Annotated in this window: 13 protein-coding genes; 12 read left to right on the top strand and 1 reads right to left on the bottom strand. The window is 58.8% G+C overall.

The genetic code is table 11. The annotated features are described in order from the left end of the window. Positions 1-45: 45 nt before the first annotated feature. Complete coding sequence (locus I2E69_RS11680) at positions 46-891, top strand: 3'(2'),5'-bisphosphate nucleotidase CysQ (protein ID WP_195461405.1); 846 nt, start codon at positions 46-48, stop codon at positions 889-891. A 28-nt stretch (positions 892-919) separates the two neighbouring features. Here I2E69_RS11680 and I2E69_RS11675 read toward each other — a convergent pair whose 3' ends face one another. Beyond that, a complete protein-coding gene (locus I2E69_RS11675) occupies positions 920-1,192 on the bottom strand; it encodes a hypothetical protein (protein ID WP_195461404.1) in 273 nt (90 codons plus the stop codon). 129 nt (positions 1,193-1,321) lie between these two features. Between I2E69_RS11675 and trkA the strand changes: the two genes are divergently transcribed. The 11 genes from trkA to rsxC all read left to right on the top strand — a co-directional run bounded on the left by trkA (position 1,322) and on the right by rsxC (position 13,147). Next, positions 1,322-2,662 carry a Trk system potassium transporter TrkA gene (gene trkA, locus I2E69_RS11670; RefSeq protein WP_195461403.1) on the top strand — a complete coding sequence of 447 codons (1,341 nt, stop codon included), beginning with the start codon at positions 1,322-1,324 and terminating at the stop codon, positions 2,660-2,662. A gap of 114 nt (positions 2,663-2,776) precedes the next feature. After that, entirely contained in the window at positions 2,777-4,261 is a 1,485-nt protein-coding gene (locus I2E69_RS11665; protein ID WP_195461402.1) for a GH3 auxin-responsive promoter family protein, read from the top strand. A gap of 17 nt (positions 4,262-4,278) precedes the next feature. Next, the gene (locus I2E69_RS11660; protein WP_195461401.1) at positions 4,279-4,893 is read left to right on the top strand and encodes a deoxynucleoside kinase; all 615 of its coding nucleotides are present in this window, start codon (positions 4,279-4,281) and stop codon (positions 4,891-4,893) included. Between the two features lie 2 nt (positions 4,894-4,895). Further along, complete coding sequence (locus I2E69_RS11655) at positions 4,896-6,305, top strand: methyltransferase RsmF C-terminal domain-like protein (protein ID WP_195461400.1); 1,410 nt, start codon at positions 4,896-4,898, stop codon at positions 6,303-6,305. Between the two features lie 2 nt (positions 6,306-6,307). Further along, on the top strand, positions 6,308-6,871 hold the full coding sequence (locus I2E69_RS11650; protein WP_195461399.1) for a MerR family transcriptional regulator: 564 nt from the start codon (positions 6,308-6,310) through the stop codon (positions 6,869-6,871). A gap of 264 nt (positions 6,872-7,135) precedes the next feature. Next, a complete protein-coding gene (locus I2E69_RS11645) occupies positions 7,136-7,921 on the top strand; it encodes a Nif3-like dinuclear metal center hexameric protein (protein WP_195461398.1) in 786 nt (261 codons plus the stop codon). A gap of 22 nt (positions 7,922-7,943) precedes the next feature. Then, on the top strand, positions 7,944-8,705 hold the full coding sequence (locus I2E69_RS11640) for a zinc ribbon domain-containing protein (protein ID WP_195461397.1): 762 nt from the start codon (positions 7,944-7,946) through the stop codon (positions 8,703-8,705). A gap of 168 nt (positions 8,706-8,873) precedes the next feature. Then, positions 8,874-10,454: an NAD+ synthase gene (locus I2E69_RS11635; RefSeq protein ID WP_195461396.1), complete on the top strand. Its 1,581-nt coding sequence runs from the start codon at positions 8,874-8,876 to the stop codon at positions 10,452-10,454. Positions 10,455-10,457: 3 nt separating this feature from the next. Continuing rightward, positions 10,458-10,880 carry a SoxR reducing system RseC family protein gene (locus I2E69_RS11630; protein WP_195461395.1) on the top strand — a complete coding sequence of 141 codons (423 nt, stop codon included), beginning with the start codon at positions 10,458-10,460 and terminating at the stop codon, positions 10,878-10,880. Further along, positions 10,880-11,785: a Fe-S cluster domain-containing protein gene (locus tag I2E69_RS11625; protein WP_195461394.1), complete on the top strand. Its 906-nt coding sequence runs from the start codon at positions 10,880-10,882 to the stop codon at positions 11,783-11,785. The genes I2E69_RS11630 and I2E69_RS11625 overlap by 1 nt, the downstream gene beginning before the upstream one ends. A 15-nt stretch (positions 11,786-11,800) precedes the next feature. Further along, positions 11,801-13,147 carry an electron transport complex subunit RsxC gene (rsxC, locus tag I2E69_RS11620; protein WP_195461393.1) on the top strand — a complete coding sequence of 449 codons (1,347 nt, stop codon included), beginning with the start codon at positions 11,801-11,803 and terminating at the stop codon, positions 13,145-13,147. Positions 13,148-13,201: the final 54 nt, after the last annotated feature.

Genomic DNA, 13,201 nt, shown 5'->3' with positions numbered 1-13,201 from the left:
TTTACCATGGCAATAAAAATTACCGATCCCAAAATACGAGTTACGATGATTAACGACAAGGTGAGAATGTATCTGCTGCCGCCGCTGTTCAACGCGGCGATCAGAGCCGGAGCCTCGATCATGCGCGTTTACAAGAACTTCGACGATTATTACATAAGCATCAAAGACGATAAGAGCCCGATCACGCTGGCAGACCGCATCGCTCACAGGACCATCCGCGAATACCTCGGGCCCACACGCATCCCGATCCTGAGCGAAGAGGGTCGGGAAATGGGTTACGACGAGCGCCGCAACTGGGAGCTTTACTGGCTGGTCGACCCGTTGGACGGAACGGTCGAATTTATCAAAGGCAACAACGAATTTACGGTCAACATCGCCCTGATGGAGAATAACGTCTGCATGGGGGCGGTTATTTATGTTCCCTATTTCGAAAAGATGTACATTGCGGGCCGCAATTCGGGTTCGTACCTCAAAGAGCACATTGCGCCGGATGCCGCCGCGGAATATACCTACGATGAGATCGTCCGCGACTGGCTGCCGCTGCCGCTCACGACGGAGGCCGACCACGACCACCTGCGCGTCGCCCTTTCGCGTTCGCACCAGACGCCCGAGACCCACGAGCACGTCGCCCGCCTGCGCGAACGTCATCCCGACCTGGAGATCGTCGAGCAGGGCAGTTCCTACAAATTCTGCCTGCTGGCCGAAGGCCGCGTCGACTATTACGTCCGCACGACACACACCTACGAATGGGATACGGCCGCCGGGGAACTGATTCTTTCCGAGGCCGGCGGCAGCACCCGCACCCTGCCCGACGGCAAGGAACTGCTCTACAACGAGGAGGACCTCCGCAACCCGTGGTTCGCCTGCCGCTCGAAGTTCTGCAAGTTGTAAAAAAAGAGAGGAGCTACGCTCCTCTTCTTTATTTCTGCTTTTGCGCCGCCTGTTTCTCGATATCGCAGGCGCCGCAGTTGCCCGAGCAGCCTGCCGGCGAGCCGTCGGTGCAGTCGGCTCCGCCATCCGCCTCGCGCGTTTCATGCACGGCGCATTTGATGCCCAGCCGCTGCATGTTCTTGTTGGTCGAGATTTCCGAATCGATGTTGTGACCCTTGATCATCAGCGTAAGGGACATGCCCAGTACGAACAGCCCGACGGCAAGGATGGCACAAAGCAGGACGATTAACCACGTTGGCATAAGATTCCGTTTTTTTACTACCCGAAATTTGGGGTTTCGGGGACAAATGTATACATTTGTAAGATAAATTGCAAAAATCTCGCCCGGCCGTTCCGGGCGACGCATTGTGCAGACTAAACAGACGCAACTATGAAAATCGTGATAGCGGGAGCCGGCGAGATGGGCAGCCACCTGGCCAAGATGCTCAGCGGCAACGGCCACGACATCACCATCATCGACAGCGACCAGAAGTTGCTGGCCGAGGTGGGCAGCCTGGCCGACGTGATCACCGTCGAGGGCGACTCGACGACCTTCGCCGTGCTGCGCAAGGCCTCGGTGCGCAAGTGCGACCTGTTCATCGCCGTCAACCATGAGGAGAACGACAACGTCGTGGCGGCGATGCTGGCCAAAAAACTCGGCGCCCGGAAATCCATCGCCCGAATCGACAACAACGAATACCTCGAACCCAACAACAAGGAGATGTTCATTGATATGGGCATCGACTACCTGTTCTACCCCGAGAAGGTCGCGGCCCGCGAGGTGATCAACCTGCTGGGGCACACGTCGACCACGGAATACGTCGATTTTTCGAGCGGCAAACTTTCGCTCGTGGTCTTCCGCCTCGAACCGGCCTCGCCGCTGGTGGGGCAGGTGCTCACGGGTTTCGACGACGACCAGGCCCCGCTGAGTTACCGTACGGTGGCCATCACGCGCGGCGGCCAGACGATCATCCCGCGCGAGGGCGAGCATTTCATGGAGGGCGACGTGATCTACGTCATAGCCCGCCAGGATGCCGTCAAGGAGGTGATGGAGTTCTCGGGCCAGTCGAATATCGAGATCAAGAACATGATGATCCTCGGCGGTTCGCGCATCGGCATCCGCATCGCCACGGAGTTGCAGGACGAAGTAAACATCAAGCTGATCGACTACAACGCCGAAAAGGCTTACCGGCTGGCCGAAACGCTGGACAAGACGCTGATCATCAACGAGGACGGCCGTAATACCGAGGCGATGATGGAGGAGGGCCTTTCGAACATGGACGCTTTCGTGGCCGTGACGGGCCGCAGCGAGACCAACATCCTGGCGGCGATGCTCGCCAAGCGCATGGGGGTCAAGAAAGTAATTGCCGAGGTCGAGAACCTCAACTACATAAATCTCGCCGAGTCAATCGGCATCGACACGATTATCAACAAGAAGCTGGTGACCGCGTCGAACATCTTCCGCTTCACCATGTCGACCGACGTGCAGGCTATCAAATGCCTGACGGGCAGCGACGCCGAGGTGTTGGAGTTCATCGTGAAACCCAACTCTCCGGCTACGAAGGCCCGGATCAAGGACCTCGGGTTGCCGGAAGATACGATCATCGGGGGCATTGTCCGCGGCGACAAGGTTTTCATCGCCGTCGACAACATGGAGATAAATCCCTACGACCGCGTGGTGGTCTTCGCCATGCCGGGTTCGGTGGGGAAAGTAGGGTATTATTTTAATTAAAAATGAAGAATGAAAAATTAGAAATTAAGGGACATAACAGGCTTGTGATGAGTTGTTTTGCCGGGTATTGAGAATTTTTAATTCTTAATTTTTCATTTTTAATTGCAACGCAATATGTCTTTCCGAAACATAATCCTCAAAGCCTGGTTCTCGCAGCGCGAGCGGGCTATCGACCGTTTTCGCCGCCATCCTGCCCAGACGCAGGCGCGGATGTTCCGGCAGTTGCTGCGGCGGGGCCGCTTCACGGAGTTTGGCGATCGCTACGATTTGCGGCATATCCGCTCGGTCGAGCAGTTCCAGTCGCAGGTCGAGACCTTCGATTACGAGACCTTCAAACCCTATATCGAACGGATGATGGAGGGTGTGAGGAGCGTCACGGCCCCCGGACGGGTGTCGCTGTTCGCGCGCTCGTCGGGCACGACCTCCGATCGGAGCAAATACATCCCCGTGACGATGGAGTCGCTGTGGTGGAACCATACGCTGGGCATGCGTGACGTGGCGACGGTCTTTTCGGCCAATAATCCGAAGACCCGGGTTTTCGAAGGCAAAACCCTGACGCTGGGCGGCTCGTGCCATAACGAGGGGCGCAACCTGGTCGGCGACCTTTCGGCACTGCTGATCCGTGAGACGACCTTCTGGAGCGGGTGGTTCCGCGCGCCGAAGGTCGAGACGGCGATCATTCCCGATTTCGACGAGAAGACCGCCGCCATCTGCCGCGAATGCGTCGGCGAGCCGATCACGGCCTTTGCGGGCGTGCCGTCGTGGAATCTCGCGCTGATGCGCCGCGTTCTGGAGTATACCGGCAAGCAAAACCTGCTGGAGGTGTGGCCCGGGCTGGAGATGTTCGCCCACGGAGGCGTGGAGTTCGCTCCCTACCGGGCGACGTTCGAAGCGCTGATCCCTTCGGAGAAGATGAAATACATGGAGACCTACAACGCTTCGGAGGGGTTCTTCGCCATGGCCGACGATCCGGCGCGCAGCGACATGCTGCTGATGCTGGATTACGGGACCTTCTTCGAGTTCCGCAGCGGATCGGACATCGTGCCGCTCGAAGGCGTGGAGTGCGGGAAGGTCTATGCCGTGCTGATCACGTCGAACAACGGTTTGTGGCGCTACGAGATCGGCGACACGGTGGAGTTCACTTCGACAAACCCCTACCGCATTCGCTTTGCGGGTCGTACGCGTCAGTATATCAATGTTTTCGGCGAAGAACTGATCGTCGACAACGCCGAACATGCGCTGCTGGCCGCCTGCCGCAAGACGGGAGCCGTGGTCGGGGAGTACACCGTCGCTCCGTGTTACATGTCGCTCCGCGAACGGGGCGCCCACGAGTGGATCGTGGAATTCGAACGCGAGCCCGACAGCCTCGAACGCTTCGCCGAAACGCTCGACGAGGAGTTGCGGGCCGTCAATTCGGACTACGACGCCAAACGCCGGACTACGCTCGAACGCCAGCGCCTGACGATCGTCGAGCGCGGACGGTTCTTCGCGTGGATGCGTGCGCGTGGTAAAAACAAGGTTCCGCGGCTGGTCAACGACCGCCGTGTGGCCGACGAAATACTGGCTTTCCGCGCGGAGCCGGTCGGAATGGAAAAATAACAAATACCTATACCACTATGTACATAGCCATTGCAGGTAATATCGGAAGCGGAAAGACGACGCTGACCCAGATTCTTACGAAGCGCTACAATGCTAAATGCTACCTCGAGGAGTGTGACAACCCCTACATCGGCGATTTCTACGAAGACATGAACCGCTGGGCGTTCAACCTCCAGATTTCGTTCCTCGGAAGCCGTATCCAGCAGACGATGGACATGCTTTCGGCCTGCAAGGAGGGGGTGATTTTCCAGGACCGCACGATCTATGAGGATGCCCATATTTTTGCCGACAACCTGCATGAAATGGGGCTGATGACCACACGCGACATCGAGACCTACATGAAGATTTTCCGGTTGGTCACGACGCTTATCCCCAAGCCCGACCTGCTGATCTACCTCAAGGCGAGTGTCCCGACGCTCATTTCGCAAATCCGCAAACGCGGCCGCGAGTACGAGATGAACATCGATGAGCTTTACCTCAAGCGGCTGAACAACAAATACAACAACTGGATCGAGAATATCTACGAGGGTGAAGTGCTCGTCGTCGATAAGGACCACGAGGATTTCGTCTCGGACCCTGTCGTGCTGGAACGCATCTGCGCGCGTCTCGACGCCCTCAAAGAGAAGAAATAGGCATGACGCTGCCCGCGAAATTCGAAGAACGGGTCCTGTGCGACCTCGGTGAAGCGGAGGGCAGGGCTCTCTGTGCGGCGCTCGACGGAGAGCCGCCGGTGTCCGTGCGCCTGAATCCCGCCAAGACCGGCGCCGGGGTTTCGGAGTGCGCTTCCGGCGGATCGGACCCCGGGCTTTCGGCCCTGGAAATCGCCGGGCGTGTGCCGTGGAATCCCGACGGGCGTTATCTCGCCGTGCGTCCGCAGTTTACGCTCGATCCCGATTTCCATGCCGGGGCTTACTACGTGCAGGAGGCTTCGTCGCAGTTCGTGGGGCGCCTGCTCGACGGTGTGCGGACCGAAGGGGCGCGTATCCTCGACCTGTGTGCGGCTCCGGGCGGTAAGACTACGCTTTATGCCTCGCTTGCGGGACCCGCCGGACTGGTCGTGGCCAATGAGATCGACCGCCGCCGCGCCTCGGTACTGGCGGATAACGTGCGCAAATGGGGGACGGGCAATGTGGCCGTCGTGACTTGCGAACCGCGTGCGCTGGGCGATTTCGAAGCCTGGTTCGACGTGGTGGCGGTGGACGCCCCCTGCTCCGGCGAGGGGATGTTTCGCAAGGACCCCGGCGCCCGGGCCGAATGGAGCGAAGGCAACGTAAAACAATGCGCTGTGCGTCAGGACGAAATCCTGCGCGAAGCGTGGCGGGCCCTGAAACCGGGCGGAACGCTCGTTTACAGCACTTGTACGTTCAACCGCGACGAGGATGAAGGTTCGCTCGAACGGATGCTCGCGTGGGCCGGGGACGAGATCGCCGAATCGGACGAAATTACCGTGGAGGATGCGTGGGGTGTCGTCTGCGGACGTGTCGGAGCGTTCCGTACGTTCCGCTTCTATCCCCACCGGACCTGCGGCGAAGGGTTCTTTGCCGCCGTGGCCCGCAAATCCTTCGATGCCGGAGGGCGCGTGCGTACGCCAAAGGCACGCCGCACGGTATTTGCGGCTGCCGACCGGAAGGCCGTCGCCGAACTGGCCCGCTGGGTGCGGGAACCCGAGCGGATGCGCTTTGCCGTGGTCGCCGACACCTGCTATGCGTGGTACGCCGCACAGGCGGACGCAGTCCGGGCGTTGGCCGAGGCGCTGCCCGTGATCTATTCGGGGGTGGCGCTGGGGCAGGTGTTCAAAGGCGTGCTGAAGCCGGACCCTGCACTGGCCTTTTTCGAGGGGCTGAACCGCGGTGCGCTGCCTGTGGCGGAGCTGGACGGGGAGGAGGCGCTGCGTTTCCTGCGTAAACAGGACATCGCCGCCGGCGAATTGGCCGAAGGGATGAACCTCGTGTGTGCACGGGGGCGTGCACTGGGTTTCGCCAAGCGGATCGGTGCACGGGTAAATAACCTGTACCCCAATTCATTGCGAATTATAAAACAATAGATATGGCCGATAAACTTTTTTATTCGATGGGCGAGGTGGCCGAGATGTTCGATGTCAATACGTCGCTGATCCGCCACTGGGAGTCGCAGTTCAGCATCCTTCGCCCCAAGCGTAACAAGAAAGGCAACCGCCTCTTCTCGCCCGAGGATGTCGAGAACCTCAAAATGATCTACCACTTGGTCAAGGAGCGCGGCATGACGCTCGAAGGAGCCAAGAAGGCGCTCCGGAAGGCTCCTGCCGAGAGCGGCGTAGACCGCGACACCGAACTGATGGAGCGTTTGCAGCGCATCCGCGCCCTGCTCGTGGAGGTCCGCGAGGACCTGAAAGCCGGTGAGGGAGAGATTGTCGCCGTCCTGGATGCCGATATTGCAGACTCCGCTGCCGGGCCCGAAGCGCCCGTGCGCCGCAGGGCCAAGGCCGTCGTGAAAATCGACGAGCAGTCGGGCGAAGCGGCCGCCAACGGCGCACAGCCCGCCGCCAAACGCGCCGCGCGCAAGCCCCGCCGCAAAAAGGAGGAGGTCGAAAACAAGGAGTTGTTCGCGTTTTACGAGCAGTCGTTGTTTTAGCGCCAAGCCTGCCGATTATTCGTTTTGGCAGCAGGAGAGGATTCCGACCCGATACCGGAGCCGAGAAGCGACAAACCGGCTAAAAGCGCGAGCGGAGGGGACGGTTTGCTTGCAAACCCGTGAATAGTCGCCCGGAGCCAGCGTTAGACGGTTTGTTGCAGGCGAAGGTATCAGTCGGAGAGTTTTTGCGGAAAAAAGTACAGAATTTCGCAGGCGTGGGCGGCGAAGAATTCCTATAACGGGATACAATAATAATTAACTCATATGACTATCAAGCAAATAACCGACGTTATCGAACGCTTTGCTCCGCTTCGGTGGCAGGAATCCTATGATAATGCGGGACTTATCGTCGGCCGTGAGGACGACGAGGTGCACAAGGCGCTGCTGGCTGTGGACGTTACGGAAGAGGTGCTCGACGAGGCTGAAACCGAGGGGTGCGATATCGTGATAACCCACCATCCGATCGTCTTCCATGCGCTCAAGCGGTTCAACTCGGCCGACCCCGTTCAGCGGTGCGTCGAGCGGGCCATCCGCAGCCGGATTGCGCTCTATGCCTGCCATACCAACCTCGACAGCGCTCCCGGGGGCATGAGCTGGCGGCTGGCCGAAATGCTGGGCGTCGGAAAGCTGGAGGTTTTGCAACCTTCTCAGGCCGGGGACGGCGCGGGATTCGGCGTTGTGGGCGAGTTGCCTGAAGCGATTGATACCCTGGATTTTATGCGGTTTATCCGGCGGCGGCTTGAAGTGAGCGTCGTACGGCACAGTGACATAGCGGCTTGCGAAGTGCGCCGCGTGGCGGTCTGCACCGGGGCCGGGGCTTCGCTGATCGGCGAAGCACGCCGCGCCGGGGCCGATATTTATATCACCGCCGATATGAAGTACAACGACTTCATGACGCCCGATAAAGCCCTCACCGTAGCAGATATAGGCCATTTTGAAAGCGAATATTGCGCAATTCAATTAATATTTGATATTTTATCGAAAAATTTATGTACCTTTGCGGTTCGCAAGAGTGAACGCTCGCGTAATCCGGTAAACTATCTGGTTTAAGTCTAAACTATAAAGACAATATATGGCAACGCAAAAGAAGACGGCCGAGGTTGATTATTCGATGCAGGAGAAGATCATGGCGCTTTATGAGCTCCAGAAAATCGACAGCAAAATCGACGAAATCAACAAGGTGAAAGGTGAACTGCCCCTCGAGGTTCAGGATCTCGAAGATGAGATGACCGGGATGAAAACCCGCATCGAACACATCAATGCCGAGATCGAGGAGCTGAACACGCTGACCAAGCAGCGCAAACGCGAGGTGGACCAGGCAAAAATCATGATCGGCAACTACAAGGAGCAGCAGAACAACGTGCGCAACAACCGTGAGTTCGATGCCATCACCAAGGAGATCGAGTACCAGGAACTCGAAATCGAGTTGGCCGAGAAGCGCCTGAAGGAGTATTCCGCCGGTGTGAAGGTCAAAAAACTCCAGTTGGAGGAGGCTGAAAACCTTTCCAAGGAGCGTGCTGCCGATCTCACGGCCAAAAAGTCCGAACTGGAGGGCATCGAAGCCGAGACGGCTCCGCTGGTAGCGGAATATGCCGTGCAGGGCGAGCGCGTCAAGGAGAAGATCGACGAGCGCCTGCTGTCGGCTTACGACCGTATCCGCCGCAACGTCCGCAACGGGCTGGCGGTGGTGACCGTGAAGCGCGACGCCTGCGGAGGTTGCTTCAACCGCATCCCGCCCCAGCGCCAGGTGGACATCCGCCAGGGCAAAAAGATTATCATCTGCGAATACTGCGGCCGCATCCTCGTCGCCGATCCCGACGAACCGCAGGAATAGACGCATTGTGAATTTTGAAAAGGCTTCCTTCACCGGGAGCCTTTTTTTTGTTTTTAAAATTTTTTGTAAATGCGCGAATGTTAATTTATTAACATCGAAAATCTTTCCGTCTTTTGCAAATAATCCTTAACTTTGCGAAGTTGTAATTTTCCGACTTAAATTACTCGCATGAAAATAGCCATAGCTCAGCTGAATTACACGATCGGAGACGTGGACGGCAATGCCTCGAAGATCATCGACTCCATCCACAAAGCGAAAGCACAGCATGCCGACCTGGTAGTTTTTGCGGAACAGGCCGTGAGCGGAACCCCCGCCTTCGATCTGCTGCGTAAGACGACTTTCCTCGAACTGTGCGAGGATGCGTTGGTCGAAATCGCCTCGTGCTGCGACGGCATCGCCGCCATCGTCGGCCTCCCGATCCTCACGGCGGAGGGTACGATCAGTGCCGCGGCGCTGATCCAGGACCGTAAGGTGCTGCGCTACGTCGGCAAGAAATACATCACCGCACGCCGTGAAATGGGTTTCCTGGTTCCTTCGAAAGGGTATGAATACGCTACGATCAAGGGGCATAAATGTGCGATCATCGTGGGTGACGACCTGAGCCGTGAACACGATTTCGACCAGTCGGTCGAGACGATCATTTCGGTCAACGCCCGTAAATACGGCAAGGGAACCATGACCTACCGTTACGAGATGATGCGCAACCTGGCCTTCGTCGAGAGTAAGAATCTCGTCCTGGTCAATCAGGTGGGCGGTTCGACGGACATCGTTTACGACGGTACGTCGGGCGCGCTGAACAGCCGCGGCGAGTTGGTGCTGATGATGAAGAATTTCGAAGAAGATTTCCAGATTTTCGATACCAAAGCGGCTGCGGAGCCGGTGACGGTCCCTTCGACCTACAACGATCGCACGCGCCTGGTTTACGAGGCCGCTTGCTGCGGACTGAGGGACTTCTTCCGCAAAAACGGTTACCGGAAGGCTTCGATCGGACTTTCGGGCGGTATCGACTCGGCGGTCGTAGCCTGCATCGCCGTCGATGCGCTGGGTGCGGAGAATGTCCGCGCGCTGCTGATGCCCTCGCCCTTCTCGTCCCATGAATCGGTCGAGGACGCCAAGGAACTGGCGCGCAACCTCGGCATCGAATACAACGTCATTCCTATTTCGGAAATCTATACCAGCGTGGTGAACACCCTCAAGCCGGTTATCGGCGGCACGGAGTTCGACGCTACGGAGGAGAATATCCAGACGCGCATCCGCACGGTGCTGCTGATGGCCTTGCAGAACAAGACGGACTACATCCTGCTGAACTCCTCGAACAAGAGCGAAAATGCACTGGGTCTCTGTACGCTGTACGGCGATACGGCAGGCGCTTTCAGCCCTACGGGCGACCTCTACAAAAGCGAAATGTACGACGTGGCCCGTTACATCAACCGGATGCAGGGCGACGTGATTCCCGAGAATATCCTGACCAAGGAGCCTTCGTCGGAGCTGCACCCCGGGCAGAAGGACAGCGACATTCTGCCGCCCTACGAGGTGGTGGACGCCATTTTGTTCCGCATGATCGAGGAGGGACAGCACCGCGAAGAGATCGTCAACGCGGGTTTCGATTCGGAGGTCGTGGAGAAGATCCACGCCATGATCATGCGTAACGAAAAGAAACGTTACCAGTTCCCGCCCGTGCTGCGTCTCTCGTCGTGTACATTCGGCCACGAGCGGCTGATGCCCCTTACCAATAAATACGGAGACTGAGGCGTGGCGGACCTGATCGAACACAGCGGCGTGGTGGAACGCACGGAGCGCGACATGGTCTATGTGCGAATTACCTCCCGGAGTGCCTGCGGAACCTGTAAGGCCCGCGAAGCGTGCGGCCTGGCGGAAGCGCAGGACAAGATCGTCGTCGTGACGACCCCCGAGGCCGGGCAGTATGCCGCTGGCGGGGCCGTGATGGTCGGAGTGCGCCGGAGTGCGGGCATCCGGGCCGTCGTGCTGGCCTATGTCGGGGCGCTGGTCGTGCTGCTGGCCGTTCTGGTCGGGGCGATTGTCCTTGCGGGACTGAGTGAAGGCCTCAGCGCCCTCGCCGCTATTGCGGGCGTGGGCGTTTATTATTTCGTGCTGTGGCTCTTCCGCCGTAAAATCGAACACACAATTCAATTTACAATAACTAAAAACTACTGATGGAAGTATTACTTTACACGATCCTGACGCTGTGTGCGCTGGGAGTGCTCTCGGCGGTAATCCTCTATTTCGTGGCCCAGAAATTCCGGGTCGACGAGGACCCGAGAATAGACGAGGTGGAGAAGATGCTGCCCGGAGCCAACTGCGGCGGCTGCGGATTCGCCGGCTGCCGGGGCCTGGCCGACGCGCTCGTGAAGCGCGACGACATCTCGGCGCTCTTCTGCCCTGTGGGTGGCGGCGATACGATGAAAGCCGTGGCCGCATACCTCGGAAAAGCCGCTGCCGAGAAGCAGCCCGAGGTGGCGACCGTCCGCTGCGGCGGTACGTGCGAAAAACGTCCCCGTACCAACGATTATAACGGGGCCAAATCGTGTGCCGTGGCTTCGTCGCTCTATGTGGGTGAGACGGGCTGTTCGTTCGGCTGCCTCGGTTTCGGCGACTGCGTCGCGGTCTGCGCCTTCGACGCCATTCACATTGATCCGGCAACGGGGCTCCCGGAGGTCGACGCCGACAAATGTACGGCTTGCGGCGCCTGCGTGAAGGCGTGTCCGAAGATGATCATCGAGCTGCGGAAAAAGTGGCCCAAGAACCGTGCGGTTTACGTGTCGTGCGTGTCGAAGGACAAGGGGGCCGTGGTGATGAAGGCCTGCAAGGCCGGGTGTATCGGCTGCGGCAAGTGTGTGAAGGTGTGCGCGTTCGACGCGATCACCGTGGAGAATAACCTCGCTTATATCGATCCGCAGAAGTGCAAACTGTGCCGCAAGTGTGTGAACGAGTGTCCCACGGGCGCCATCCGGCTCGTCGGCATGGACCCGCTGCCCAAGGCCCCGAAAACCCCGGCAGCGCCCGCCGCTCCCGTTGCGCCGAAAGCCGAGCCTGTACCTGCCGCTAACAAAGAATCGTAAAAAGAGACTACAACAATGAAGACATTTCCAATGGGCGGAGTCCATCCGTCGGAAAATAAGCTGAGCTGCGCCAAACCGATCGAGGTGCTTCCGCTGCCCGAGGTGGTGACGATTCCCCTTGCACAGCACATCGGAGCCCCGGCAGTCGCCAAGGTCGCCAAAGGCGACAAGGTGCTCACGGGACAGCTCATCGCCGAGGCCGGCAGCTTCATGTCGGCGAACATTCACTCCCCGGTTTCGGGTACGGTTACGGCCGTCGACATGGCCGTTAACGGCCAGGGCCTGCGCCAGATGATGATTACCATCAAGCGCGAAGGCGACGACTGGGCCGAGGGTATCGACCGTTCGGACGCGCTGGTGAAGGTTTGTCCCTTCTCGGCGCAGGAGATCGTGGCCAAGATCAAGGACGCCGGTATCGTCGGCATGGGCGGCGCGACGTTCCCCACGCATGTGAAACTTTCGGTCCCTCCCGGAAAGAAGGCCGATGTCGTTATTATCAATGGTGTGGAGTGCGAACCTTATCTCACTTCGGACCATCGCACGATGCTGGAGCATGGCGAGGAGTTGATCGTGGGCGTCACGATCCTGATGAAGGCCGTGGGTGTGCAGAAGGCATGTATCGGTATCGAAAACAATAAACCCGATGCCATTGCGCATCTCCGGCAGATCGCCGCGGGGTATGCAGGCATCGAAATCGTACCCCTGAAGGTGATGTATCCGCAGGGCGGTGAGAAGCAGTTGATCGCAGCCGTCACGGGCCGCCAGGTTCCGCCTCCGCCGGCACTGCCGATCGATGTGGGCGCCGTGGTGTGCAATGCTTCGACGGCTTTTGCGGTTTACCAGGCCGTGTTGAAGAACAAACCGCTGATCGAACGCGTGGTGACTGTCACCGGCAAGAGCCTGAAGGAGCCGAAGAACCTGCTGACCCGCATGGGTACGCCGGTCTCGGCGCTGCTGGAGGCTGCCGGAGGTCTTCCCGAAGATGCCCGGAAGGTGATCAACGGCGGCCCGATGATGGGCCGGGCGATGGTCAACCTCGACTCGCCCGTGACGAAGGGTTGTTCGGGTATTACCGTCATGTCGGGCCGCGACGCACAGCGCCGCGAGGCTTCGCAGTGTATCAAGTGTGCCAAGTGCGTCTCCGCCTGCCCGATGGGACTGGAGCCCTACTATCTTTCGAAGATGACCCAGAAAAAAGGCTGGGACGAGTTGGAAGCCCTGATGATCACTTCGTGCATCGAGTGTGGCTGCTGCCAGTCGACGTGTCCGGCATACCTGCCGCTGTTGGACTGGGTGCGCCTCGGCAAACAGACCGTGATGGGGCTGATCCGTGCGCGCGCCGCCGCTGCACCTAAAAAGTAAATGAAAGATTGCCGTTCCGAAGATTTCGATCCGGCGACCGCTTGCGGTCGTAAG

This window comes from Alistipes sp. D31t1_170403_E11 (assembly GCF_015553985.1).
GTDB lineage: Bacteria > Bacteroidota > Bacteroidia > Bacteroidales > Rikenellaceae > Alistipes > Alistipes montrealensis.
The sequence above is the reverse complement of the archived record's forward strand: the minus strand, read 5'-3'. Positions and strand labels throughout refer to the sequence as shown.

Coding starts and splice junctions, on each gene's coding strand:
- I2E69_RS11635 (WP_195461396.1), top strand. CDS start 8,874: ATGAAAATAGCCATAGCTCAGCTGAATTACACGATCGGAGACGTGGAC.
- I2E69_RS11665 (WP_195461402.1), top strand. CDS start 2,777: ATGTCTTTCCGAAACATAATCCTCAAAGCCTGGTTCTCGCAGCGCGAG.
- I2E69_RS11625 (WP_195461394.1), top strand. CDS start 10,880: ATGGAAGTATTACTTTACACGATCCTGACGCTGTGTGCGCTGGGAGTG.
- I2E69_RS11645 (WP_195461398.1), top strand. CDS start 7,136: ATGACTATCAAGCAAATAACCGACGTTATCGAACGCTTTGCTCCGCTT.
- rsxC (WP_195461393.1), top strand. CDS start 11,801: ATGAAGACATTTCCAATGGGCGGAGTCCATCCGTCGGAAAATAAGCTG.
- I2E69_RS11650 (WP_195461399.1), top strand. CDS start 6,308: ATGGCCGATAAACTTTTTTATTCGATGGGCGAGGTGGCCGAGATGTTC.
- I2E69_RS11640 (WP_195461397.1), top strand. CDS start 7,944: ATGGCAACGCAAAAGAAGACGGCCGAGGTTGATTATTCGATGCAGGAG.
- I2E69_RS11655 (WP_195461400.1), top strand. CDS start 4,896: ATGACGCTGCCCGCGAAATTCGAAGAACGGGTCCTGTGCGACCTCGGT.
- I2E69_RS11675 (WP_195461404.1), bottom strand. CDS start 1,192: ATGCCAACGTGGTTAATCGTCCTGCTTTGTGCCATCCTTGCCGTCGGG.
- I2E69_RS11680 (WP_195461405.1), top strand. CDS start 46: ATGATTAACGACAAGGTGAGAATGTATCTGCTGCCGCCGCTGTTCAAC.
- I2E69_RS11660 (WP_195461401.1), top strand. CDS start 4,279: ATGTACATAGCCATTGCAGGTAATATCGGAAGCGGAAAGACGACGCTG.
- trkA (WP_195461403.1), top strand. CDS start 1,322: ATGAAAATCGTGATAGCGGGAGCCGGCGAGATGGGCAGCCACCTGGCC.